Source organism: Acinetobacter sp. AOR18_HL (assembly GCF_027855145.1).
Taxonomy (GTDB): Bacteria; Pseudomonadota; Gammaproteobacteria; order Pseudomonadales; family Moraxellaceae; genus Acinetobacter; species Acinetobacter pittii.
Genome location: NZ_JAKTIG010000061.1, coordinates 1 through 25571, shown reverse-complemented (window position 1 = coordinate 25571; position 25571 = coordinate 1). Strand labels below are relative to the sequence as shown.

Sequence of the window (25571 nt, the reverse complement as noted above, 5' to 3'; positions counted from 1 at the left end):
CGTAGTGCTCAATACTTTGAGCTAAAAATCTATGCGACTAATATAACTTAACTTACAAAGGGGAAAAGCTAAAAACACTAAAGAATCAAAAATTTATTTTGCAAAAAGGCAAGGTTCTCCGTGTTTTTCCTCATATTCTTTGACCCAAGTCTCATGTATATTTAACTCTTCATCTGAAGGGTAAATTACAGGGAGGTCAATTTGAACTCTGCTTCTATTGGTTGTTTGCTGGCTATTTTCACTCTGAGATAAGGCATCTATATCAAAAGAAACCTGACCACCAGTCATTGCCAAGTAGACATCAGCAAGAATTTCAGCATCGAGTAACGCGCCGTGGAAAGTACGGTCACGTGCTGGAATTTCATAACGTCTTACAAGCGCATCAAGGGAGTTTTTTTGTCCTGGATGTTTGTTTTTCGCTAAAGCTAAAGTATCCGTTACCTCACACACTTCAGAAAGTGCAGGAAGCCCTACGCGTTTAAACTCCATATCAAGGAAGTTCATATCGAAGGTCGCGTTATGGGCAATAATCTCTGCACCTTTGAGATAGTCAAATAAGGTGTCAGCAATGTCCGCATAGAGCGGTTTATCTTTTAAGAAATCATCACTGATACCGTGGATGTTTTCTGAGTCTCCCACTGGTTTTTGTGGGTTAATATAAATATGAATCGAGCTACCCGTAAGCTTACGGTTAATCATCTCAATTGCGCCCACCTCAATAATGCGGTCGCCATCTTGGAAATAAAAACCAGTAGTTTCCGTATCGAGAATCAGTTGTCGAGGACCTTGTAATTTTAGTTTGGCTTCGGTCACAACGATTTGGGGATGAATATTATTGGTTGGCTGCTTACTTTTTTGTTTGGCAGTTTCAACGTCAATAATTTCTTCGGTTACTTCAATCATCTCAACTTCTTCAGATGCTTCAAGATGAATATTTTCTTCTTCAGTTGCGTCATCCAGATCAAACCCGAAAGGGTCATCTAGCAGCCAGTCCTGTTCAGGCTTTTTTATATCTTGCGATACAGTGGCAGACTGTGGTTGCTTGAGTTCTTTCGCAGTTTTGTCTGCACCTAAATTAGCAAGCTGGTCTGCCATTTCATTGCCAGGGTGTCCTGCGTGGCCTTTAATCCAGTTCCACTCAATATTTCTACCTGTACAGACAGCATCTAATTTCTGCCAAAGGTCAGGATTTTTTACATCTTTCCAGTTTTTCTTTTTCCAACCATGAATCCACTCAGTAATACCTTGCTTCACATAATTTGAATCTGTCCAGATAATCAAATGTGCATCGGCTGGGCAAAATGAAACACCTTCAATGGCAGCAGTGAGTTCCATACGGTTATTGGTCGTATCAGGCTCACCGCCAAATAATTTATGTTCACCCTGCTCAGTAATGACATATGCGCCCCAACCACCTAAACCCGGATTGCCACGACATGCACCATCAACATACAGTGTGATTGTTTGAGACATAAATCGAAACCTAAACTAAAAGAAAAAGAACTGAATATGGTGTATTGTATACGCAAAAAGTTCGGTTCCATCGTATCAAAGCAAGGTTTTTTTAATTTCTTGTAACATTTCCATGCAAATGACATTAAATTATTGCCTTGTCTATCTTGCATGCTTTACTACAATGGCATCGAAGACCTAGGGTTTGTGGGCAGACCCCAAAAAAATATTACGCGAGTTGTTTGGAAGTTTTTATGTATAAACCAACCACATTTGTGTGGCAGCCATCTGCAGCATCATTGTTTAAAATTACCGTACTTAGCTCTGCGTTAGCTGCGTTGGGTATTACAACAGGCTGTTCATCGACTCCGCAATCTGCAAAAACCTCAAAATCGAAACAGGTCAGTGGTGCAGGTTATTTAGATGCGAGTAGTCTTGATTCATTGGAAGACTTACTTTCAGCAACTGATATGCGTGCTGTAGAGGGTGACCGTCTGCTTATTTTAAAGCACGGTGATGTCTGGAAACGTATGTCTGTTGGTTTCAAAATGGATTTGAACCATTGGGATTCACGTATTGAAGCTCAGCGTAGTTGGTTTATTTCTCGTCAGCCTTATCTTGATCGTTTAAGTGCCCGCGCAAGTCGTTATTTGTACCATACAGTTAAAGAAGCTGAACGCCGTGGTTTGCCTACAGAACTTGCATTATTACCTGTAATTGAAAGTTCATATGACCCAGCTGCAACAAGTAGTGCTGCAGCAGCAGGTTTATGGCAGTTTATTCCGAGTACTGGCCGTATTTATGGCTTAAAGCAAACAGGCATGTATGATGGCCGTCGAGATGTTGTTGAGTCGACTCGTGCTGCCTATGAGTTTTTAGGAAGCTTATATAACCAATTCGGTTCTTGGGAGCTTGCTTTAGCAGCCTATAACGCTGGACCGGGCCGTATTCAACAAGCAATTAACCGAAATCAGGCAGCAGGTTTACCAACTGATTATTGGTCTTTAAAATTACCTCAAGAAACCATGAACTATGTTCCTCGTTTCTTGGCTGTTGCCCAAATTATTAAAAATCCAAAAGCTTACGGTATTTCTTTACCACCAATTGCAAATAGACCCCATTTCCGTGAAGTGACTTTATCTGCACCTTTATCTTTAAATGAAATTGCTTCTGTAGCTGGATTAAGTCGTTCGGAACTCTATGCATTAAACCCGGGATATCGTGGTGAAATGGTGGATCCTGCAAGTCCCATGCGTATCTTGATTCCGGCCGATTTAAGTCCTTCAATTGATAATAAATTAAAAGGTATGAAGTCTGGCGGTGGTTCAGGTTGGTGGGCAAATGTGACTTCACCATCTAAGCCAGATGTAAGTGCTTCAACATCTGTGACAATTAAAACCACACCTGCAAATCAGGTGCAACCAGTTAAACCGTCAACACCTACTAGAACAACCAGTAGCTCTACCACGGTAAAAACTTCAACTCCTCGTGGGTCTGATGCTTTAGCCGCGTTTGCAGCTTCGGCTGATGTACCAAGTGCTCCACGTATTCCTGTTGCTGTGACACCTGCGGCAAATATTAAGCAAGTGAAGACAGAGCCACCAATCTCGGCTGCAGAACGTGAAAAGATTTTAGCGGCAGTTCGAGCTGAAGGTGAGAAAGAAACAGTTCAACAAGCTTTAGAGCCACAACCAACGCAGGCTGAAAAAGATCAAGTAGTTGCCGAGTTGAAAGCTATTGCACCACAAGGAACAGAAATTGTTGATCCTTATGATGGCAAAATTAAGTTAACTGCGATTCAAACAAGTCAGTCAGTTGCAGAGCAACAAGGTAAAGAAGTAAGTAAAGGTTTTGCATATCCAAAAACTTTAGCTGAAGACGTGACTGTAGCTAACTCTGAAGATGGGCAGCGCAATAAAGACAAGCCTTACATTAAAACTGACACAGATGTAGTGGTTGTGCAGCCTAAAGGCAAACGTAGTACCTATACAGTTTTACCGGGTGATACTTTAGCCGTTATTGCGATGAAAAACGGCGTAAACTGGCGCGATGTTGCTAAGTGGAACCAGATTGATCCTGAAAAGACGTTATATGTTGGTTCAACGCTTTACCTTTATGATGCTAAGCCACAAGAAACTCAAACGACTTCAAAAAGCACAGCTAAACCAGATGTATATGTCGTTCAGGCTAACGATAGCTTAAGCGGCGTGGCTAACCAGTTTAATTTGTCTGTAAGACAATTGGCTGAATATAACGATTTATCAGTGACTGATGGCTTATTTGTTGGGCAAAAACTACAGTTAAAAGAACCAAAAAATAGTCGCTCAAGTGCTAAAGCAGAACCGAAAGCTGTTCAGGCAAGTGCAAAACGTATAGCAACTAAAAGCTATACTGTGAAGCGCGGTGAATATCTTAAATTGATTGCAGATCGTTATGCGCTCTCTAATCAGGAACTTGCTGAATTAACTCCGGGATTAACTGCGGGCAGTAACTTAATGGTAGGCCAAAAAATTAATGTGCCTACACAAGATATTTCTGTAGATGAAGTTGCTGAAACTAAGGCTTCTAGTAAATCTGAGAAAGCATCAACAAGTGTTTCTTATAAAACAGAAGGCTATAAAGTACAACGTGGTGATACTTTATCGAGTATTGCAACTAAATCAAAAATTAGCCTAGCTGAGTTAGCCGAGTTAAATAACTTAAAAGCAAATAGCCATGTGCAGCTTGGTCAAACTTTAAAAGTACCGGCAGGCTTAAGTGTTCCAGAACAATACGTTGTACAGTCTGGCGATAGCTTAAATGCGATTGCGAGTAAATATAATTTGCAAACAAGCTATTTGGCTGACCTAAACGGTTTGTCTCGTACTGCTGGTTTGCGTGCTGGTCAACGCTTAAAACTAACAGGAACTGTTGAAGAAGCGCCAACTAAATCTTCTAAAAACGCCAAAGAAGAAACACCAGAAACTTATACAGTTAAATCTGGCGATAGCTTAGGTAATATCGCTAATCGCTACCATTTACAGCTGGACTACCTTGCTTCATTAAATGGTCTTTCACGCAACAGTAGCGTTCGTGTGGGGCAGCGTTTAAAGCTAACGGGTGATGTGCCTACAGTTGAAACAGCTAAAGCAGATACTAAGTCTTCAACTAAAACAGTTGCTGCTGGTAAAAACACTGAAAGATATACGGTTAAATCTGGTGAGTCTTTAAATAGTATTGCGAGCCGTGCGGGTATTTCAGTGCGTGAACTGGCTGAAATGAATGCATTAAAAGCAAATGCTAACTTACAGCGCGGTCAGAATATTGTGATTCCAAAAACTGTCGTGGAATACAAAGTGAAGCGTGGCGATACCTTGATCGGCCTTGCGAGTAAATATGGTTTAGAAACCAATTTCTTGGCTGAGCTGAATAATTTAACGCCTTCTACTCAGCTTCGCATTGGTGATGTGATTAAAGTGCCTAATTTGTAAAATAATTAGTCATTTATGCATAAATTCAATTTTCAACTGAGCCTGCTAGTCGGGCTCAGTGTCATTTCCCATAGTGTTTTTTCTGCACAACAAACCACCTCATATATAGCGATTCATTCTAAGCCTAAATATTTAGAAATGATGGCTATGCCATATGCAAACCCAAATGCCCCTAAAGGTGGCCTATTAAGTCAGGCAGCTCAAGGAACTTTTGATAACCTCAATAGTATGAATGGTAAGGGGAATGCTACAGAAGGCGTGAATTATCTTTTTGATACATTAATGACTCAATCACTTGATGAGGTTGGAGTTTTATATCCGCTTTTGGCTCAGAAAGTGAGTTATGACCCAGAAAAAACGCAATCAGTGACTTTCTATTTAAACCCTAAAGCGCGTTTTAGTAATGGGCAGCCAGTCACTGCGGCAGATGTTAAATTTAGTTTTGATGCCTATCAGACTAAATCTAATTTAGGTTTGCAAATGTACCTTGCTGATTTAGCAAAAACAGAAATAATAAATGCTCATCAAGTAAAGTTTATTTTTAAGTCTACACATAATCCTAAAATGCCATTCATTTTGGCAACCTTACCCATTTATTCAAAAGTAGATTGGCAAAAAAGAGATTTTAGCCGAATTACCCTACAACCGATTATTGGTTCGGGGCCATATGTAGTTGAACGAGTTGATCCGGGTAGAAGCATTAGCTATAAAAGAAATCCAAATTATTGGGCAAAAGATTTGCCTATTAACAAAGGGCGTTATAACTTTGACCGCTTGAGATATGTTTATTATCGAAATTGGGATATTGCTTTTGAAGGATTTAAATCTGGGCAATACACTTTGCATGAAGAAACTAATCCTAAAAAATGGGTAACTGATTACCGGTTTCCAGCCGTAAAAGCAGGGTTCGTTACTCAATATAAGTTTCGTCACCATAATCCTATTGCCACTGAAAGCTATGTTTTTAATACACGACGAAAACCTTTGAATGATATTCGTTTTAGACAAGCTTTAACCTATGCTTATGACTTTGAATGGCAGAATAAAGCTTTGTTTTATGGACAATATCAGCGCCTACAAAGTTATTTTGAAAATAGTGAATTAGCAGCAACAGGTCGACCTTCAAAAACTGAATTAGAGTTGTTAAAACCGTTATTGCTTAAGTTATCTCCACTTATGCAACAAGGTGTTTTAGCAAACTGGAAATACCCAGTGTCAGATGCGAGTGGATTTAACCGTCAGAATTTATTAACTGCGCGCCAATTGCTTATACAAGCTGGCTATAAAATTAAAGAAGGGCAGCTATTTACACCTGAGGAAAAGAAAGTTCAGCTTGAGTTTTTAATTCAGCAAGATGGTAAACAACGAACACTTCTACCTTTTATTCGTAACTTAAAAAAATTAGGCATTGCTGTTAATTTACGTCAGGTTGATGCTCCGCAATATTTAGAACGAACTCGCCGTTACGATTTTGATATGACCACAATGAATTTGCCGCAATCTCTCAATCCGGGAAATGAACAAACTCAGTTCTGGGGGAGTGTAGCTGCAGCTCAGGATGGAAATTACAATTATGCGGGAATTCGTAACCCAGTAATTGATCAAGTGATTTCAAAACTCGTTGCGAGTAAAAGTCGTGAACAACAGATTATTTATACTCGCATTCTCGATCGATTGCTTAGAGCTGGTTATTATCAAATCCCGACTTATGGTAAAGGTGAAAACTGGTATGCTTATTGGAATATGTATCAACAACCTAAAGTTAAACCAGCACTTTCTTCTGGGATAGAATATTGGTGGAGTGATGCAAATAAAGCCAAAAAAGTTGCCAAATATTTACATCAACAATAAAAAGCATCTGCCATAAAGGAAATCCTGTTATATGGGTTCATATATTCTCAAGCGACTTCTTTTAATGATTCCCACATTGTTTGTCATTTTATTGATTAACTTTGTGGTTGTGCAAATTGCACCAGGTGGGCCAGTTGAGCAAGCAATACATCAGGCACAAAGCGATTTGGGAATTGGCCGTGCATTGAGTGCAGAAACTTATTATCAAGGTGCTCAAGGTTTAAGCCCTGAAATGGTTGAGCAAATTAAGGCGCAGTATGGTTTTGATCGTTCTGCCCCTGAACGGTTTTTCTTAATGTTAAAAGGCTATTTAACTTTAGATTTTGGACAAAGTTTCTTTAAAGATAAACCAGTCGTGGAATTGTTATGGGAAAAAATGCCTGTTTCCATTTCACTTGGGCTGGTGAGTACTTTTCTCATTTATCTCATTTCTATTCCGCTGGGAATTAAAAAGGCAAAGCAGCAGGGCTCTTGGTTTGATCGGTCCACTTCTTTAGTGCTTGTGGTGGGGTATGCTGTACCAAGTTTTGTATTTGCGATTTTGTTAGTTGTTTTTTTTGCAGGCGGGTCTTATTTTCAATGGTTTCCATTACAAAATTTAGTCTCAGATAATTTTCATCAATTTAGTCTTTGGGGCAAAGTTACTGATTATTTATGGCATATGACTCTGCCACTCATTACCATGGTATTAGGCGGTTTTGCCAGTTTAACCTATTTAACTAAATACTCATTTTTAGAAGAACTCAATAAACCCTACGTTTTGGCAGCCTATGCAAAAGGGTTGAACAGCCAACAGGTCTTATATAAGCATGTCTTTCGTAATGCCATTTTAGTTGTGCTCGCAGGATTGCCAGAAGCGTTAGCAGGTATTTTCTTTGTAGGTAACCTATTTGTAGAAATTATCTTTCACCTAGATGGGGTGGGTTTGTTGGGCTTTGAAGCTATTGTCCAACGTGATTATCCTGTTATTTTTGGTGTTTTATTTTTCTTTACTTTATTTAGCCTAATTTTACGTCTCATTTGTGATGTGTTGTACCAATGGATTGATCCAAGAATTCACTTTGACGCACAAGGAGGCAAATAATGTCTTTAATTGTGCGTACACGATTACAGCGTTTTAGGCAGCATAAATTGGGCTGGGCCAGCTTTATTTTATTTAGTCTAATTTTGCTTTTGTCCTTAGCTGCAGAGTTAATTGCTAACGATAAACCGCTGTTAGTGAAGTATGAAAATTCTTACTATTTGCCTGTGTTGAAAACTTATCCGGAAACGACGTTTGGTGGAGTGTTTGAAACAGAAGCTGATTATAAAGACCCTGCTGTACAAGCGATTATTAATACTAAGGGATGGGCAGTTTGGCCCCTCATTCAATTTTCATATCAAACGCCCAATTTAGATTTGGCCGTTCCTGTGCCATCACCACCTTCCAAGCAAAACTGGTTGGGAACAGATGATCAGGGAAGGGATGTTCTTGCGCGTATTCTTTATGGCTTAAGAGTATCGTTGCTTTTTGGCTTGGCCTTAACATTTTGTTCTGCTTTATTTGGAATTACGGTAGGCGCTATTCAAGGTTACTATGCTGGCTGGGTCGATTTATTGGGGCAACGTTTAGTTGAAGTCTGGAATGGCTTACCCATGCTTTTTATGGTCATGATTTTAGTCAGTATGTTTGTTCCAAATGTATATTGGCTATTTTCCATTATGTTGTTTTTCGGCTGGACCGTTTTGGTAGGTGTTGTTAGGGCAGAGTTTTTAAAAGCTCGTCAGCTTGATTACGTTCGTGCAGCCCAAGTTTTGGGAGTGACCGATCACGCGATTATTTTTAGGCATATTTTGCCAAATGCGATCAGTTCGAGTTTGTCTCAGTTACCTTTTATTTTAACGACCAATATTAGCGCTTTAACCGCTCTTGATTTTTTAGGATATGGACTACCACCCGATGCGGCCTCTTTAGGTGAATTATTACTACAAGGTAAAAATAATTTAGATGCGCCATGGTTGGCAATTTCAGGCTTTTTTAGTCTGGCTATTGTTCTTTCACTTTTAATTTATATTGGAGAGGCGGCCCGTGAAGCGTTTGACCCAAGAAAATAACTTAAATCCCGCTTTAGCATTATTAAAAGTAGAGCAACTTTCGGTTCAGACCAAAGACCGAAAGGTTTTATTAGAAGATCTAAGTTTTTACTTAAGTGAAGGTGAAACACTCGCTATTGTGGGCGAAAGTGGTTCAGGTAAATCGATGAGCTGCTTAGCAATAATGGGCTTGCTACAAGATAAATTAGAAATAGCGGGGCAGGTCTGGATTGGACCGCAAAATATGCTTGAGCTAGATGAAAGAGCTCAATCAAATTTACGTGGTCGACAAATCGCTATGATTTTTCAAGAGCCTGCTGCTGCATTAAATCCGCTCCATCGGGTTGAAAAAATTATAGGGGAAAATCTTCTTTTATCTGGTTTTTCAAAACTTGAAGTCCGGCAGCAAATATTAGAACTGCTAAAAGATGTGGGAATTGTTGAACCAGAACAAATTTTAAAACGTTATCCGCATGAGCTTTCTGGTGGACAAAAACAACGTGTCATGATTGCGATGACATTGGCGCTTCGGCCTAAAATTTTGATTGCTGATGAACCTACTACTGCGTTGGATGTGGTTTTGCAGATACAAATTTTAGAGCTATTAAAATCTTTGCAAAGCAAATATGGGATGGCACTTATTTTAATTAGCCATGACCTAAATTTAGTACATCGCTATGCTGAGAAACTTATTGTATTGCAAAGTGGGCGTGTAGTGGAGCAAGGTGAACTGAGCCAAATCTTTGTAAATCCTAAAACAAGTTATACAGCACAGTTGTTAGATCATGATTTTGGAAAAGTAGAGTCTAGACCCGCTCAACAGAATGTTTTATCAGTTCGACAGCTCAGCGTGCAGTTTCCTATAAGAAAAGGAATTTTAAATCGCATTCAAGGGTATTTCAGCGCAATAGAAGATTTGAGTTTTGATCTTGCTCAAGGTGAATCACTTGGGGTGGTTGGTGAAAGTGGTGCTGGTAAATCATCTCTGGCGATAGCTTTGGTCCGACTTATTAAAAGTGAAGGGCAGATTGTTTTTTTAGGTCAAGATTTAAATCAGTTACAGCCAAAAGCCTTGCGTTTGATGAGATCGGATTTTCAACTTGTATTCCAAGACCCTTTTGAAAGTTTAAACCCGCGTATGACAGTAGGGCAGATTATTGCTGAAGGATTGAAAGTGAAAGCAGTAGCTGATAACGAGATCAAACAGCAAGTTGAATCTGTATTGGTAAAAGTTGAATTGGCTGAAGATTTTCAACATCGTTACCCTCATGAACTTTCTGGGGGACAACGTCAACGTGTCGCCTTAGCAAGAGCTTTGGCGGTTCAGCCTAAACTTTTAATTTTGGATGAACCTACCTCTGCCTTAGATCGGACCACGCAAAAAGCCATGATCAAGTTGTTGAGACAATTACAGCAAACTGAGCAGTTAAGTTATATTTTCATTAGTCATGATCTCAATATAGTAAAAGCACTTTGCCACAAAGTGATGGTATTACGTCATGCAAAAGTTGTTGAATATCAGGAAACTGAACTCTTATTTTCTAAGCCTAACAGTGAATATACGAAACAGTTAATTAAAGCATCCTTTTAAAGATATTTTTTAATTTATTGTTTTATATAAATAAATTTTGGTTAAACTTCTAATGCAAAAAGTTGCATATTTTTATATTTTTTAAAATTGACATGTGCTATTGTCAGTTATCGATTATGACTTGACATGCCCAATAACTCATTTAAATTAGAGTAATTGCTCTAAAATTCAAAGAACAGAGGTTAACCATGAACCAGATTGCTCAACCCATCACAATTCGCAATACCACCTTTAAAAACCGAATTATTAAAGGTGCAATGAGTGAAGCACTAGCAAATTATGAAGGCCAACCAAATGACTTACATTTGGGTTTATATGGTGCATGGGCAAAAGGTGAGCTTGGCTGTGCGATTACTGGTAATGTCATGGTAAATGCCGGCGCAAAAAATGAACCGGGTGTTGTTGTTATTGAAACTGAACGTGATCTAGAGCGCTTAAAAGAATGGGCGGAATTAGGTAAAAAATATGGCATGGTGCAGTTAATTCAATTGTCACACCCAGGTCGTCAGTGTCCAAAAGGCTTAAATAAAGAAACTGTAGCGCCTTCAGCCGTACCTTTTAGCCCAGCTTTAGCAACCATGTTTGGAACGCCACGTGAACTTACTCATGACGAAATTCTAGATATTATTAAACGTTTTGCGACAGCAGCTCACATTTGTGAAAAAGCAGGCTTTGAAGGGGTGCAATTACATGGTGCTCATGGCTATTTAATTAGTCAGTTTTTATCGCCATTAACCAATAAGCGTACAGATCAGTGGGGCGGTTCAGTTGAAAATCGTAGTTGTTTTTTACTAGAGGTTTATAAAGCGGTACGTGAAGCGACTTCAGATAATTTTATCATTTCAGTGAAGCTTAACTCGGCTGATTTCCAGCGTGGCGGAATTAGTGAAGAAGATGTAATTTCAGTGTTTAAAGCAGTGGATGAAGCTGGTATAGATTTAATTGAAATTTCAGGCGGTACTTACGAGGCACCAGCAATGGCTGGAGCTAAGGCTGATAAACGTAAGGCAAGCACGATTGCACGTGAAGCATACTTTTTAGATTTTGCAGAGAAAATCCGCCAGCATGTTAAGTGTAAACTCATGGTGACAGGCGGTTTCCGTACTGTAGAAGGCATGAATGCCGCACTTGAAAGTGGTGCATGTGACTTTATTGGTATTGCTCGTCCATTTGCACTTGAAACCGATTTAACAGAACGTTTAATTGCAGGGCAAGATGTTCGCTATGCAGTAAAACCAATTAAAACAGGCTTACCATTTGTCGATAAGATGGCAATTATGGAAATTATTTGGTATGCAGCTCAATTTAAAACGATTGGTAAGGGTAAAAAGCCAAATCCAAAACTTTCACCACTGGTAGTATTTTTAAATTACGCCAAAGGCAATATTAAAGCGGTGATTCAAGGACAAGTGAATTCACGTAAATCTGCGTAGATAAATTACCAAGCCGTAGTCCAGTAAGCTTTAAATGTAGAAGCAGACCATCGGCCTTTAATTAAAGCATTTTTAAAGGCAGGTCTGTTTTCTATTTGAGCCAGATAACGCTGTATATGTTTAAATTGTCTGTAATTTGGTGAGCAAGCCAGTAATGGAAACCACATCAAAATATCAGCAGTAGTAAACTGATCTCCGGCAAACCATAAGTGGTGCTCTAAATGTTTATCAATCATACTCATCTGTCTTTGTAATGATTGATTGAGATAGCCTTGATCAAATCCATATTTTAAAAACTTTGGAATGAAACGGACCGGAAAAGGCGTACGCTTTACAATTTGGTGAAAGATTTGTTTGAGTACCAAATCGGGAATGAATGTCGCCTCAGAATAATTTTTCCAATAATAAAAATTTTGCAGTTGTTGGCTTAATAGGCTGTTCGGACCTAATTGTGGGTGTAAATGAGATAGGTAATCTAGGATTGCTGAGGTTTCAGCTAAGATAGAAGTCTTTCCTTGTTCAATAATTTCGATAGTTGGAAATTTTGATAATTGATGAGGTGAGTTTTTATCTTTGTCTATGCCTGAATGATCTTTAATAGTGAGCTCATAGTTGAGTCCTAATTCTTCTAAAAACCAAATAATGCGTTGAGAGCGTGAATTTTGTAAGTGAAATAATCGAATTCGCATGTTATATTCAAATTATAGTTTTGACCTATTTTTAGTATAAGACATCATTTAATTTTTAAAAATATTAATAAATCAATAAATTATGTTTTTATACAAGAGCAGCTGAATAAAAAGCCACTACCTTAAAAAAGCAGTGGCTTTTTAGTATTTGATATCCCTAGTGAGATTTTAAGCTAGGTTATCGCTGTGAAACGGCTGTCTATTAAGTGTCTTTAGAGTTTAGAACGTATAGCTCATACCTAATTGAACAGTACGTGATTCACCCGGATATGCATATAGATTGAAAGCGCTTTCATCATAAACTTTGTCAAAAAGATTTTTCAGGTCTAGGTTAATACGAAGTTTTGGTGTTGCCTGATAATAAGAAACCAAATCTGTAACTGCATAACCTTTCATTGTATAAGTACTATTAGCTGTTTGACCTGCACGCTTATCAATATATTTTTGATTAATGCCTAGACCTAAGCCTTGTAAAAGACCATCTTGAAATTCATAGATATTTAACAGATTAAAACTATTCTTTGGAATATTGGCTAAAGCGGTTCCTTTTTTCAAAGTATTATCTTTGCTGACTTCTGCATCTGTATAGGCATATCCACCAATAATTTTCCAAGCTGGAGTGATTTGCCCTGCAACATTTAGCTCAATACCTTGGCTACGAACTTCACCAGCAGCAACTTTATAGGCTGAATCTACAGGATCGAGAGTTAAGACATTTTCTTTTTTTGCATAAAAAATCGCAGAGTCAACCGATAGCATATTGTCGAGTGCTTGCCATTTAAAGCCTAACTCGTAAGCCATGCCTTCCTCTGGGTCAAATCCCTCTCCATTACGGCTAGCACCAGTGTTAGGTTTAAAAGATTTTGCAGCATTGCTATAGATTGAAAGGTCATCACGTGCTTTAAAAACTAAACCTAAACGCGGAATAAATGCGTCATGACTGGTATTCCAGTTTGCAGTATTCGGTAAAAGATTTTTGTAATCATGTTCGTAGTGCTCAAAACGTAAACCCACTAGTGCACTTAAACGCTCATTTAAATCGATTTGGTCTTGTACAAAAAGGGCAGTTGTTTTTAAATTTTCACGGTCATGGGTCGTAATGTTTTTAAGCTCGGGTAGAGGTTGGCCTAAAACTGGATCATAGATATTGATCGGGTAGTTATTTGACTTAGCATCTGAACGAATAATATATGACTTATAATCATAGTTTTCGTATTCAAGCCCAGTCACTAAAGTATGAGCTAGACCTAAAAGTTGGAAATTACCTGTTAGATTAATTTGGGCATCGGTATCTTGCCATTTTAATTCGCGATAGTTGTAATTTCGGTTTAAAGTTTCGCCGTCATCTTGAATGCCATTTGCCTCTACCGCATAGCCATGCAATTTACCATTTAAATATTGCACACCAGCATTTAGCTTCCAGTCATTACCAAGGTCGTGCTCGACTCGTAATTGAGTCATATTATTATCATTGTAGAGTCGGTTGTTGTATTTACCTGTTTCCCACAAATAGGTTTCGGGTGAACTATTAAAAGACTTCTGGCCTGCATAACGTGTTTGGCCACGATCAAGTGGATGTTGATTTCGTAAAATATCCGCTTCAAAAGTAACTTTTGTTGCGTCAGAAGCTTGCCATTGAATGACTGGTGCAATTCCATATCGTTTGGACTCGACATGATCGCGATAACTATCACCGCCTTCTGCAATCACATTTAAGCGATAACCAATATTTTCTGTATTAGGGATAGTACCTGTGGTATCTACCGTAGTGCGATATAAACCTTCACTACTGAGCTGAGCACCTAAAGTGGTTTGTTGCTCAGACTTCGGTGTTTTAGAAATTAAGTTAAATGTACCACCTGGGTCACCACGGCCATATAAGCTAGAAGAGGGACCACGTAAAACGTCTACACGTTCAATAGTGTTACTATCTGGAGTATTTGGATAACCACGGTTAATTGGGAATCCATTACGATAAAATTCACCGCTAGTGAAACCACGAAGATTAAAGCCTGTTAGACCTTGACCACCAAAGTTATTAGCACGAGTCACACCGCCAGCTAAATCAAGCGCTTCAATCAAACGTGTTGCGCCAATATCTTCAATTACTTTTTGAGTCACTACACTGACAGATTGTGGCGTATCTTTTAATGCGACTTCACTACGTGTTGCGCTACTTGAACTGTCGACTTTATAAGCTTGGTCGGCAGCTTGTTGGGCTTTAATCTTAATGGTAGCAAGTGTTGTTGATGAACTATTGGTTTCTGCAAAAGTAGTTGATATAAAGCAGAGTTGAGCGATGCTCAGGGAGAGGAGTCGAAGCTTAAGATCCATTTAAAACCTTATTGATAATAAATATCAGTATAAAAATAAGAATTATTATATTGTAAATCTATGTAAAGGAAATACTGGATCGGTGATATATATGTACAAGTGTATTTTATTTGGAAATACAGAAAATTAGAAATATAAAAATAAAATAGAAAGGAATTTTATAAGAAGAGAATATGGCGTCCCTACGGGGATTCGAACCCCGGTTACCGCCGTGAAAGGGCGATGTCCTAGGCCTCTAGACGATAGGGACGTTGAGGATGGCGGTATCTTAAGAAGCCGCCACCAAACTGTCAAGGAGGTAAGGTGACAGTTTGTTCAAAATATAGCAAAACAGTTCAGCAGTCTTCTGAGTATCGTACAAAGCAGAGTGTGCTTCTTTGCCATCGAACTCAATTCCAGCTTGAATACACGCTTTCGCAAGCACAGTTTGTCCAAACATAACAGCACTTAAAGTAACCGTATCCATCACTGAAAAACTATGAAATGGGTTTTGGTTTTTTGTACTTGTACGCGCAATTGCTGCTTGTACAAAACCAAGGTCAAAATGCGCATTGTGGCCCACTAAGACTGCATGTGTACAATGTTGCTGTTTACGGACTTCATTCACCGATTTAAAAATACGGCGTAATGCAGTGCGCTCATCTTCAGCCATTGCAATACGCATTGGATTGAATGGATCAATACCAATAAAGTCTAGTGAACGGCGATCGAGATTAGCCCCTTCAAACGGGTTAATATGCGCATGAAATGCTGGACCAGGGACAAATTGTCCCTGAGCATCATACACAATTGGAATGCACGCAATTTCTAGCAATGCATCTGTCTGGGCATTAAAACCTGCCGTTTCAACGTCAACAACAACAGGTAAGAAGCCACGAAAACGTTGGCCAATGACCGGGACAGAGGTTTCTTGTGTCACACTTTTCTCCATTGCAGCGTTTTCCCGGCATGCAGCGGGATAATTTTTTGATCATCTAAATAATCAAAAGATTCTGGAACGAGGTTATCTTCTTTTACCAAAGTAATGGTAGAAGTATTACGTAGTAGGCCGTAGAAGTCTGCGCCAAAGTGGCTAGCAAAACCTTCTAAACGTTCTAGTTTACCTACTTGATCAAATGCTTGAGCATAAAGTTCAATTGCATTAGGCGCACTATAACAGCCCGCACAGCCACACGCATTTTCTTTTGCATTTTGCGAGTGAGGAGCACTATCTGTACCCAAGAAAAATTTAGGGTTACCGCTCGTTGCAACTTCAAGCAAAGTGGTCTGGTGAGTTTGACGCTTTAAAATTGGTAAGCAATAGAAATGCGGTTTAATACCACCAACCAACATATCATTACGATTAAATAATAAATGCTGAGGTGTAATCGTTGCAGCCACATTGCGGTCTTGTTCTAAAACAAAGTGTGCAGCATCGCTTGTTGTGATGTGCTCAAGTACCACTTTAAGTTTTGGAAACTGTTTTAATAACGGTGATAAAACTTCATCTAAGAAGCGTTTTTCACGGTCAAAAATATCAACGTGGTTATGAGTCACTTCACCATGAAGTAATAACGGAACTTGATGCTCTTCTAGTTGCTCAATGACTGCATAAACTTTACGGATGTCACTTACACCGTTATCAGAATTGGTGGTCGCACCTGCTGGGTAAAGTTTAATAGCATTTACATGTCCAGATTCTTTAATTTTACGAACTTCATCTGGTGAGGTGAAATCAGTAAAATAAAGCACCATACGTGGGTCAAAGTTAAGACCCTCTGGAACATGAGCAAGAATACGTTCACGGTAAGCCAGTGCTTCTTCCACAGTTTTTACAGGTGGAACAAGGTTTGGCATACAGATCGCACGAGCAAATTGTTTGGCCAAATCAGGTACAGTACGTTTTAATGCTAAACCATCACGTAAATGTGCATGCCAGTCATCTGGCTGGAGCAGGGTAATAGAGTCCAAGGCAGTTCAAACTTCGAAATAAAACAAATGATAATCGATAAAGTGTGAAAATGGTAACGAGAATTACGGACAAATGGCAAAATAAAGCGCCAGAGGCCTTAAAAAATAATGTTATATTTTGTTAATGTGTGAGAGGCAGGAATCAAGTAGTGGCAAATAGGGGAAATGTACATGAATTACTCAAAGCAAAAGAAGAAATAGAATATTTAGTAACTCTACATACCCATCGTTATGCCAATATACCTCTGCCACATCAATTAGAAAAAAAATTCTGGTGTTTAAATCTTGAGCGAACTAAACAGAATATCTCAAAATTTTTAGCAAGTGGCGTTTTAACCTATCTCATTTTCATATTGCTGGCTCTACCTACAGACTATTTGGTCATAGGGGTGCCTTATATTACTTGGGATTTTATTTACTGTTTACTTAGCGCAATTAATATTGCTTGTGCACTGCTGTTATTTTGGGTTTTTGCAAAGTTTAAAAAACTCACTGAATATTTTTATATCGCCGCATGTGGCATTGTATTTTTGACTATTATTATCAATGCAATGTTGCTCCTTAGCGTAGAAAATGTCGCTCTTAAAAACCAGTCGATGTTATTACTTTCCTTCTTATATATGCTGGGTTTTATTTTAAGCGGAATAAAGCCTCTACATATGCTTTATGTAGGTTTAACAGCAGCCTTTTGTGTTTTTTCCCTACTGATTTTATGGCAAGCGAATTGTGATTTTATTGCTTTGGGAAGAGCGCTGTTTGGAAGTTGTATTTTAGGTTTTTCAATTAGTACGATGCTTACCTCAAGAGAAAGAAGCCTTTTTTTAAATAATCAGCTTGCTGAGCTTAACGAACAGATTTTACGTATTGAAGCATCTGAATTGCTTCATTTAAGCCAGCAGGATGCACTGACGAATATCTCAAATCGACGTACTTTTGATGAGATGTTCGACTTTTTTTACTATCGTGCAAAGCAAGAAAAGCGCCCATTGGCTGTTTTATTTATTGATATCGATTTTTTTAAAAATTATAACGATTTTTATGGGCACCAAATGGGGGATAAAGTCATCTCATCTATTGCCGCTGCAATTAAAAATTCGATTCGGCATGTTGATTTTGTTGCCCGTTATGGTGGAGAAGAGTTTGTCGTGCTGTTACCGAAAACACCTGCTCAAGGCGCCTATGCCGTCGCTGCAAATATTTATAAAGCGATTGAGCGACAAGCGATTCCTCATGCAGCATCTTTAGTCTCTAAGCATGTCACGATTAGTTTAGGTTTTACTGTTTATACAGAAGGTTTTAAAGTAAATCAGGAAAAATTAATTCACGCTGCGGATCAAGCTTTGTACCGAGCTAAGCAGCTTGGACGTAACCAGATTTATTATCAACCTTTGGAAGTAGCAGAACTTGTTTGAGCACAAATATTTGAAATAAAAAAGCCACCGTTGTCGGTGGCTTTTTTATTAAGTAAGAAAATTATTTTTTCTTGCTATCAAGTTGTGGTACAGCAGAACCTTGGCCGATTGAAAGCAAACCAGCATCTGTATAGATACCAAGTTTTGCACGTGTATCGGTAATGTCGAGGTTACGCATAGTCAATTGACCAATACGGTCCATTGGCGTAAACATTGAATCGCCTTTTTCCATTGTTAAACGTTCAGCTTCGTACGTTAAGTTTGGAGATTCAGTGTTCATGATGGTGTAGTCATTACCACGACGAAGTTCAAGAGTTACTTCACCAGTAATCGCTTTAGCAACCCAACGCTGTGCAGTTTCACGCAACATAAGTGCTTGAGAGTCGAACCAGCGGCCTTGGTAAAGTAAACGACCTAAACGTAAACCGTTAATGCGGTATTGTTCGATCGTATCTTCGTTATGAATACCAGTAACCAAACGCTCATAAGCAATATGAAGAAGGGCCATCCCCGGTGCTTCATAAATACCACGAGATTTCGCTTCGATAATACGGTTTTCGATTTGGTCAGACATACCTAAACCATGACGGCCACCAATACGGTTTGCTTCAAGAATAAGCTCAACCGGATTGTCAAAAGTTTGACCGTTTAATGCAACAGGTACACCTTCTTCAAAACGTACAGTCACTTCTTCTGGAGTAATTTCAACTTCATCTTTCCAGAAAGCAACGCCCATAATTGGGTCAACGATTTTGATACCAGCATTTAAGTATTCAAGATCTTTTGCTTCGTGAGTTGCGCCCAACATATTTGAGTCAGTTGAGTACGCTTTTTCTTTTGACATTTTGTAGTCAAAACCGTTGTCGATCAGGAACTGTGACATTTCTGCACGGCCGCCAAGCTCATCGATGAAGTTTTGATCTAACCAAGGCTTATAAATTTTAAGATTCGGATTAGTCAACAAACCATAACGATAGAAACGTTCAATATCGTTACCTTTATAAGTTGAACCGTCACCCCAGATGTTTACGTCATCTTCTTTCATTGCAGTAACTAACATTGTACCTGTTACTGCACGACCTAATGGAGTCGTATTGAAATAAGGAACACCACCTGTACTGATATGGAATGCACCACACTGAATCGCAGCAATACCTTCAAGCGCAAGTTGTAAGCGGCAGTCAATTAAGCGAGCTTTTACAGCGCCGTATTGTTCTGCTTTCTTTGGAATTGCATCGTAGTCATCTTCATCAGGCTGACCTAAGTTTGCAGTATATGCATAAGGTTCTGCGCCTTTTTGTTTCATCCACAATAAGGCAGCTGAAGTGTCTAGGCCTCCGGAGAAGGCAATCCCAACTTTTTTGCCTACTGGTACATGCTGCAAGATAGTTGCATTATCAGTCATTGCTAATCCTAACATTTATGAAAAAGACCCCATATAGGCGGTCTTGAGAATTCTGAATGGCGGCTATTGTAGCACTATTCATGGTGCTTTTTTTCGCAAAAAAAGCATTAATTCACTTGTTCTGATTTGAAGTTTTAATTTGATAAAAAATATAAGGCTATTTATAGAATAAGAAGAAGTGAATGAAGTATTGTTCTTAAATAAATGGATTGACCATAAGCTCCGATAAATTTCTTTGCATGGTCATCCAAAATTATCAAAAAAGTATTAAAGTACTATGCAACAAGTTGCAAAAAATTATTGGGACGCAGCATGACAAGTTACGCCAATTTATTAAAACCATTACATCTAGGCTTTACTACCATTAAAAACCGTGTGGTGATGGGTTCCATGCATACGGGGCTTGAAGACCGTTTTTACAATTACCCAAAACTGGCAGCTTATTTTGAAGAGCGTGCAAAAGGTGGGGTGGGCCTGATTGTGACAGGTGGTATTTCACCGAACCGTCAAGGATGGTTAGCACCTGCTGGCGGAACCATGAATAGCTTATTTGATATTCCACAGCATCGTCTGGTTACACATGCTGTGCATAAACATGGTTCAAAAATCTTAATGCAAATTTTGCATGCAGGTCGCTATGGTTACCAGCCGTTTGTTGTATCTTCAACTGCAATTAAATCTCCAATTTCACCTTTTAAACCACGCCAGCTTTCTGAAAAAAATATTCTGAGCACAATAGAAGATTACGCACAGTGCGCCGATATTGCCAAAAAAGCAGGTTATGACGGTGTCGAAATTATGGGCTCGGAAGGTTATTTAATTAACCAGTTTTTAAGTCGCCACGTGAACCAGCGTACTGACCGTTGGGGTGGTGAAATTGAAAACCGTATGCGCTTTCCAGTCGAGATTGTTAAAGCGATCCGTGCCAAAGTTGGTGAGAAATTTATTATTTGTTTCCGCTTGTCTTTACTCGATTTAGTCCATGACGGTAATACCAAGCAAGAGGTGGTGACTGTAGCCAAAGCTTTAGAAAAAGCAGGGGTGACTTTATTAAATACCGGTATTGGCTGGCATGAAGCTCGTGTTCCGACCATTGTAACATCTGTGCCTCGTGCAGCTTTTGTCGACTACACTGCTCATGTAAAACAGCATATTTCTATCCCGATTATTGCGTCAAACCGAATTAACATGCCTGAAACTGCCGAAGAAATTTTGGCAACTGGTAAAGCAGATATGGTTCAAATGGCGCGTCCTTTATTGGCCGATGCATTTTGGGTAAATAAAACTGCGACTAACCGTGTTGATGAAATTAATACCTGTATTGCATGTAACCAAGCCTGTTTAGACCATGCTTTTAAAAATAAGCGTGTGTCTTGTTTGGTTAACCCGCGTGCAGGCCATGAAACTGAACTGGTCTATTTAAAGACTAAACAGCCTAAGCGAATTGCAGTTGTGGGCGGCGGAGTAGCGGGTATGTCGGCGGCAACTGTTGCGGCAAGCCGTGGCCATGCAGTGACGCTGTTTGAGGCAACTTCTGATGTAGGTGGCCAATTTAACTTTGCCAAAGTTGTACCGGGCAAAGAAGAATTTCACGAGACGATCCGCTACTTTAAAGTCCAACTGGAAAAAACAGGGGTGGATGTACGTTTAAATACTCGCGTAAATCGTGAGCAGCTTGAACGTGAAGGTTTTGATGAAGTGATTGTTGCAACAGGTGTAATCCCTCGTGCATTAAAAATTGAAGGAAGCGACGCGCCACAAGTCCTTTCTTATGCTCAAGTTCTAAAAGGAGCAGAAGTTGGACAAAAAGTTGCAGTGATTGGTGCGGGTGGTATTGGTTTTGACGTGTCAGAATTTTTACTTAAACCGCCACATCAACCACAGCCTCAACCTTTAGCCGACTGGCAACGTGAATGGGGGGTGGACCCAGATCCAAACTATATTTCTGAAGGGGGGATGCAGCCGCCAGTCGTTGAACCAGCGATCCGTGAAATTTATTTATTACAACGTAAAACCACACCACTCGGTATTGGCCTTGGCAAGACTTCGGGTTGGGTACACCGTGCACAGCTTAAAAAGCATGGCGTACGTATGCTGCGTGGTGTGCAATATAAAGCAGTCACTGATGAAGGGCTTTGGATTGAGCACAATGGGCAAGATCAACTTTTACGTGTAGATACGGTTGTGGTGTGTGCAGGTCAAGAGTCAGTAAAAGACTTGATGCCAAAAGAAGGCGAGTCGACTATAGCGAACTACCATATTATTGGTGGTGCAAAGCTTGCAGCAGAGCTAGATGCGAAGCGTGCGATCAAAGAAGGAGCAGAATTGGCTGCTCAACTGTAAAATTGATGAAACAATATGCACTTGAACACAAAGCGATGATATTTTTCTTGAATAAAATGAATAAGCTTTGTATTCTTACGCACATGGAAGCGTGGCAGAGCGGTTTAATGCACCGGTCTTGAAAACCGACGAGGGTGTGAGTCCTCCGTGAGTTCGAATCTCACCGCTTCCGCCAAATTCGAAAAGCCCCTGTTAAAAACAGGGGCTTTTTTTATATCTATTATTTTACCCCTCATTCTACCCCACATAAAAATTTGGATTGAGTTAGACAGATTTTGATTTCAGTTTAATTTTATATTGTGCAGTTAATCGCACCCTCATAATGGTCAATATCTTGTAATTGTTTGATGAATTCTTTCGGGACGACTATTGCTGCTATATGTATAATTATGGGTAGAATAGCTCCTTATAATACTAAGCCCTTTGCATCACTAACTTGCAAATTAAAATCGCCTGATATGTACCGAATTTCAATTAATAGGTATGGATAGTTCATGAATCTAATAAATCACTGTAGTAAGTTATTTCTTGCAATTTTTCTTATGATAAATCTTTCAAATACGTATGCAGCAAAGATACAAGCTGTAGATGCTGAAGTACAGGAGAGTGCTGTAGATGTAATGGAAGCTGCTGGAGCAGAAGCTGTAGGTGGGCAAGAGGATATATGCCGTGCTGACGAGGCTTGTGACGTTGCATCTCCTGTTTCTGAGGATGAAATGTACGGTGGTATTCAACAGGAATATGTCGTAAAAGGCTGCAAGGTAACAATCTACAATGATGGACCTGTGAAAATGGTCAACGTAAAGACAGATCAACCATGTGATGCTCCACTTCCTAAAGACCATAAATTTTCTAGATAGACTTTGTGAGCCTATAAATTATTTTGTGCGCCTTTCTGTTTTTTCTCAAAATCATGAACCATTCGAATACGCTCTTCGGTTGCAGGATGAGAGGATAAAGCATCAAGAACAGCTGTAGATAGTTTATTAGCTGAAGATTCTTCCTGAGAAGTTGGTGGGTTGGCCTGATTCTTTTTATCGATACCTTCTTCTGTTGTATCGCTTAAACGTTGTAAGAAATTTGCAAAGTGTGAGACTTCGATATGCTTCTTATCCATCAACTGTAAAGCATATAGATCGGCTTCGGATTCAAATTTACGTGAGTAATTTGCACCAATCATAGCGGCAGGTAAGGACGTAAATAAGTCTGAATTATCTCCTGTCATTGCAATGTATAATATACTTAGGCCTAAACTCGTTAACCCTTGTTGCAAACTATGGCGATAAACCAAATGGCCTTGTTCATGGGCTAATACGCCTAAGATTTCTTGATTCGTATGTGCCAATTTGATCAGTTCATCTGTGATAATAATCGTATTATTGGGTAGCGCTACAGCATTAGCCCCTAACTGATCGCCTTTACGGAAGACTAATTTAGCTGGTTTGTTTTCAGCAACAGTATTCAAATATTGTTTAGTAATTTGATCTTTTTGGGTTTGTGCTAATTGGCTGGGTGCAGTCCAATTATTTAATACATAATTCTCTGCTTCATCACCTAGTTTCTTTAAAGTATTCTCAGGTAATTGAAAAGCAAGATAATGGGACGTTGCTGGAACACCCCATTTGACTAGACTGATCGCAAAAGTAATCACAAAAATTACACTAAAAAGAATAAGACCCGGAGAGCGTTCAAATTTCCAGATCGAATGTTGAACCTTTTTAGTTGTGTAATTAAACCATTCAGGTAATGCACTATGAAATTCAATCCGTGCATCATCAGATAATTCAATTACTGGGTGTAACTGTCCCAGCGCACCAATCAATTTCATATCACTATATTGATAATGACGCTGAAGTTCTAATTGCTCACCATACCGAATTAGAACTTCAGATTCAGATTGAGCTGAAATCTGAGCAGGGTATGGTTTAGACACTAGGCCATCATAGAAAGTGATATCTACTGCGTGGGACATAAATTATTAAACTCAGATTGTTATAAAGAGATGTCGATATCAAAAATATCACTGATTTCTTCAGCTAAAGCACTTTGCTCTTGTTGAGCTAGATTCATCATTTGATCTGGATCATCTAATAAAATTAAACTCATCGATTCAATCTGATATTTGTGAATACGAACTGCAGCCCAAGCAGACATTAAACCTAGGGATAAGATTTTTACAATCCAGTTCGAGGCTACAATCCATGCGAAACGCCATTGGTTACAGTCTGTTTTAAATTGACTGTTCCCAATTGTAGTATTGTTCCATGTCGTAATAAAAATACGAGCAGCAATTAATGGATAAATAAATAATCCAATAAGTGCATATACCGTAAATATTCCGAAGAATATAGCGTTTGGTGAGAACCCAGAAATTGTTCCTGCCATAGCAAAGTAAATGATTGAAAAAATAGCAATTATACCAATTGCAATAAAAACTGGTATATAAACTGCAGCCATATATGCAGACCATTTCGCGTTTAATTTAAAATTTAATTGTCCAGCATATAAGTTGTTAAGATAATATTTTTTATATAGCCAAATAGCTACAGGTGTAAAGATTCCTAAAGTAAAAATATATACCAATATACTCAAAAGAAAGACTTTATAAGATTCTTTTATTGTTCCACCAAAATAAAAACGTGCGTTGCCGAATTTACTATTTCTTGCAGTAAAACGCAAAGTAGCACGAATTAGCCAAGGTACTGCTGCATATAATGCAACTAGCCCAACCACAGTCGCAATCATTGAATACTGTGATGAAATTGCAAATACGACGTAAATTCCTAATGCAATTAAACGTCCAATCAAAATCTTGGTTGGAATCCCTGTAAAATCAAAGCGGCGTTCAAAAAATTCTGTATTGCCATAGAAATAGCGTAAGCGACGAACTTTAGCCCAAGGTGCATATAAGCTTAAAGTAATAATAGTCAAAAGAATATTAACGATCCAGATTCCAAAATATTCTGAGGCATTCCCATGAAACTTAAAATGATGAATTCCTGAGTGTGAAATTGGTGGAGTTGTAATATTTTGATCCTCATTTACATCTTGAGGAAGAGAGGTTAAAGCTTGGTCTTGCATTTTATTCTCTTTATTGAAAATATATGATCTTGATTGAATGTAATAGATAATTAGAAAACTATTGAGAATATTATATGTTTTTTATAAATTGAAATAAATAGAATGAAAAGCAAACAACTATTTTTACCATTATATTCTTATTGAGTTGTTTCGAGCAGAAAGCTTATCGCGAGAAGTATAAATAATAGGTTTAAAGGCATCGGTGACTTATTGTGATTGTAAATTTAGTAGTAATTCTAAGAAAAAATTTCTACATCATTAATTTCATCATTTACCATTTTTATATTCTCATCTTACCTGTTAAAACTAATATATCTATATAAATTTCAATCCCGTTATAAACCCCAATTTAACAATAACTCATTCATTATTTATCCTTACTTTTTAATGATCGGCGAATTCAAACATGAGGTGCGACAGTTTGAAAAGTCTTATGATAATCAACAAGCTGAGCAAATTTCTCTAATGGTGTAAGCCAATCTAACGC

At 38.7% G+C, this 25571-nt stretch carries 17 protein-coding genes and 2 tRNA genes; 10 read left to right on the top strand and 9 right to left on the bottom strand.

Going from position 1 to position 25571, the window contains the following annotated elements:
* Positions 1 to 93 precede the first annotated feature (93 nt).
* On the bottom strand, positions 94 to 1473 hold the full coding sequence (gene dnaQ / locus MKL51_RS15295; RefSeq protein WP_002117626.1) for a DNA polymerase III subunit epsilon: 1380 nt from the start codon (positions 1471 to 1473) through the stop codon (positions 94 to 96).
* 233 nt (positions 1474 to 1706) lie between these two features.
* Here dnaQ and MKL51_RS15290 point away from each other — a divergent pair, with 233 nt between their 5' ends.
* The 6 genes from MKL51_RS15290 to MKL51_RS15265 all read left to right on the top strand — a co-directional run bounded on the left by MKL51_RS15290 (position 1707) and on the right by MKL51_RS15265 (position 11870).
* Entirely contained in the window at positions 1707 to 4922 is a 3216-nt protein-coding gene (locus MKL51_RS15290; RefSeq protein WP_005802874.1) for a LysM peptidoglycan-binding domain-containing protein, read from the top strand.
* Between the two features lie 15 nt (positions 4923 to 4937).
* Positions 4938 to 6773: an extracellular solute-binding protein gene (locus MKL51_RS15285; protein WP_005802873.1), complete on the top strand. Its 1836-nt coding sequence runs from the start codon at positions 4938 to 4940 to the stop codon at positions 6771 to 6773.
* A 31-nt stretch (positions 6774 to 6804) separates the two neighbouring features.
* Entirely contained in the window at positions 6805 to 7857 is a 1053-nt protein-coding gene (locus MKL51_RS15280; RefSeq protein WP_005802871.1) for a microcin C ABC transporter permease YejB, read from the top strand.
* Positions 7857 to 8867, top strand: coding sequence for an ABC transporter permease (locus MKL51_RS15275; RefSeq protein WP_002117570.1), 1011 nt, complete (start codon positions 7857 to 7859; stop codon positions 8865 to 8867). Before MKL51_RS15280 ends, MKL51_RS15275 begins: the two co-directional genes overlap by 1 nt.
* On the top strand, positions 8842 to 10437 hold the full coding sequence (locus tag MKL51_RS15270; RefSeq protein ID WP_002117612.1) for an ABC transporter ATP-binding protein: 1596 nt from the start codon (positions 8842 to 8844) through the stop codon (positions 10435 to 10437). The genes MKL51_RS15275 and MKL51_RS15270 overlap by 26 nt, the downstream gene beginning before the upstream one ends.
* Before the next feature lie 188 nt (positions 10438 to 10625).
* The gene (locus MKL51_RS15265; protein WP_002117654.1) at positions 10626 to 11870 is read left to right on the top strand and encodes an NADH:flavin oxidoreductase/NADH oxidase family protein; all 1245 of its coding nucleotides are present in this window, start codon (positions 10626 to 10628) and stop codon (positions 11868 to 11870) included.
* 5 nt (positions 11871 to 11875) lie between these two features.
* Here MKL51_RS15265 and MKL51_RS15260 read toward each other — a convergent pair whose 3' ends face one another.
* The 5 genes from MKL51_RS15260 to pyrC form a co-directional block, all read right to left on the bottom strand.
* Positions 11876 to 12559: a glutathione binding-like protein gene (locus tag MKL51_RS15260; protein ID WP_002117506.1), complete on the bottom strand. Its 684-nt coding sequence runs from the start codon at positions 12557 to 12559 to the stop codon at positions 11876 to 11878.
* 219 nt (positions 12560 to 12778) lie between these two features.
* Positions 12779 to 14893 (bottom strand): TonB-dependent siderophore receptor, encoded by a 2115-nt coding sequence (locus tag MKL51_RS15255; RefSeq protein ID WP_002117740.1) that lies wholly within the window; start codon positions 14891 to 14893, stop codon positions 12779 to 12781.
* A gap of 174 nt (positions 14894 to 15067) precedes the next feature.
* Positions 15068 to 15143 (bottom strand) — tRNA-Glu (locus MKL51_RS15250).
* 18 nt (positions 15144 to 15161) lie between these two features.
* Positions 15162 to 15824 carry a ribonuclease T gene (gene rnt / locus MKL51_RS15245; RefSeq protein ID WP_002117536.1) on the bottom strand — a complete coding sequence of 221 codons (663 nt, stop codon included), beginning with the start codon at positions 15822 to 15824 and terminating at the stop codon, positions 15162 to 15164.
* A complete protein-coding gene (pyrC, locus tag MKL51_RS15240; protein ID WP_002117728.1) occupies positions 15809 to 16843 on the bottom strand; it encodes a dihydroorotase in 1035 nt (344 codons plus the stop codon). The genes rnt and pyrC overlap by 16 nt, the downstream gene beginning before the upstream one ends.
* Before the next feature lie 149 nt (positions 16844 to 16992).
* Here pyrC and MKL51_RS15235 point away from each other — a divergent pair, with 149 nt between their 5' ends.
* Complete coding sequence (locus MKL51_RS15235) at positions 16993 to 18255, top strand: GGDEF domain-containing protein (RefSeq protein ID WP_005070488.1); 1263 nt, start codon at positions 16993 to 16995, stop codon at positions 18253 to 18255.
* A 61-nt stretch (positions 18256 to 18316) separates the two neighbouring features.
* Here the strand turns inward: MKL51_RS15235 and argG are convergent, their stop codons facing one another.
* Positions 18317 to 19675 (bottom strand): argininosuccinate synthase, encoded by a 1359-nt coding sequence (gene argG / locus MKL51_RS15230; RefSeq protein WP_014206117.1) that lies wholly within the window; start codon positions 19673 to 19675, stop codon positions 18317 to 18319.
* Between the two features lie 297 nt (positions 19676 to 19972).
* On the opposite strand from argG, the gene MKL51_RS15225 reads away from it, so the two are divergent.
* The 3 genes from MKL51_RS15225 to MKL51_RS15215 all read left to right on the top strand — a co-directional run bounded on the left by MKL51_RS15225 (position 19973) and on the right by MKL51_RS15215 (position 22863).
* On the top strand, positions 19973 to 22003 hold the full coding sequence (locus tag MKL51_RS15225) for an NADPH-dependent 2,4-dienoyl-CoA reductase (RefSeq protein WP_270904347.1): 2031 nt from the start codon (positions 19973 to 19975) through the stop codon (positions 22001 to 22003).
* An 85-nt stretch (positions 22004 to 22088) separates the two neighbouring features.
* Positions 22089 to 22178: transfer RNA gene (locus tag MKL51_RS15220), tRNA-Ser, on the top strand.
* A gap of 367 nt (positions 22179 to 22545) precedes the next feature.
* Positions 22546 to 22863, top strand: coding sequence for a hypothetical protein (locus tag MKL51_RS15215; RefSeq protein WP_014206119.1), 318 nt, complete (start codon positions 22546 to 22548; stop codon positions 22861 to 22863).
* Between the two features lie 11 nt (positions 22864 to 22874).
* Here the strand turns inward: MKL51_RS15215 and MKL51_RS15210 are convergent, their stop codons facing one another.
* Both MKL51_RS15210 and MKL51_RS15205 read right to left on the bottom strand, forming a co-directional pair.
* Positions 22875 to 23975 (bottom strand): M48 family metallopeptidase, encoded by a 1101-nt coding sequence (locus MKL51_RS15210; protein ID WP_002120502.1) that lies wholly within the window; start codon positions 23973 to 23975, stop codon positions 22875 to 22877.
* Positions 23976 to 23995: 20 nt separating this feature from the next.
* Complete coding sequence (locus MKL51_RS15205) at positions 23996 to 25084, bottom strand: YjgN family protein (RefSeq protein ID WP_002120508.1); 1089 nt, start codon at positions 25082 to 25084, stop codon at positions 23996 to 23998.
* Between the last annotated feature and the right edge of the window lie 487 nt (positions 25085 to 25571).

Coding starts and splice junctions, on each gene's coding strand:
- dnaQ (WP_002117626.1), bottom strand. CDS start 1,473: ATGTCTCAAACAATCACACTGTATGTTGATGGTGCATGTCGTGGCAAT.
- MKL51_RS15290 (WP_005802874.1), top strand. CDS start 1,707: ATGTATAAACCAACCACATTTGTGTGGCAGCCATCTGCAGCATCATTG.
- MKL51_RS15285 (WP_005802873.1), top strand. CDS start 4,938: ATGCATAAATTCAATTTTCAACTGAGCCTGCTAGTCGGGCTCAGTGTC.
- MKL51_RS15280 (WP_005802871.1), top strand. CDS start 6,805: ATGGGTTCATATATTCTCAAGCGACTTCTTTTAATGATTCCCACATTG.
- MKL51_RS15275 (WP_002117570.1), top strand. CDS start 7,857: ATGTCTTTAATTGTGCGTACACGATTACAGCGTTTTAGGCAGCATAAA.
- MKL51_RS15265 (WP_002117654.1), top strand. CDS start 10,626: ATGAACCAGATTGCTCAACCCATCACAATTCGCAATACCACCTTTAAA.
- MKL51_RS15260 (WP_002117506.1), bottom strand. CDS start 12,559: ATGCGAATTCGATTATTTCACTTACAAAATTCACGCTCTCAACGCATT.
- MKL51_RS15255 (WP_002117740.1), bottom strand. CDS start 14,893: ATGGATCTTAAGCTTCGACTCCTCTCCCTGAGCATCGCTCAACTCTGC.
- rnt (WP_002117536.1), bottom strand. CDS start 15,824: ATGGAGAAAAGTGTGACACAAGAAACCTCTGTCCCGGTCATTGGCCAA.
- argG (WP_014206117.1), bottom strand. CDS start 19,675: ATGTTAGGATTAGCAATGACTGATAATGCAACTATCTTGCAGCATGTA.
- MKL51_RS15225 (WP_270904347.1), top strand. CDS start 19,973: ATGACAAGTTACGCCAATTTATTAAAACCATTACATCTAGGCTTTACT.
- MKL51_RS15215 (WP_014206119.1), top strand. CDS start 22,546: ATGATAAATCTTTCAAATACGTATGCAGCAAAGATACAAGCTGTAGAT.
- MKL51_RS15210 (WP_002120502.1), bottom strand. CDS start 23,975: ATGTCCCACGCAGTAGATATCACTTTCTATGATGGCCTAGTGTCTAAA.
- MKL51_RS15205 (WP_002120508.1), bottom strand. CDS start 25,084: ATGCAAGACCAAGCTTTAACCTCTCTTCCTCAAGATGTAAATGAGGAT.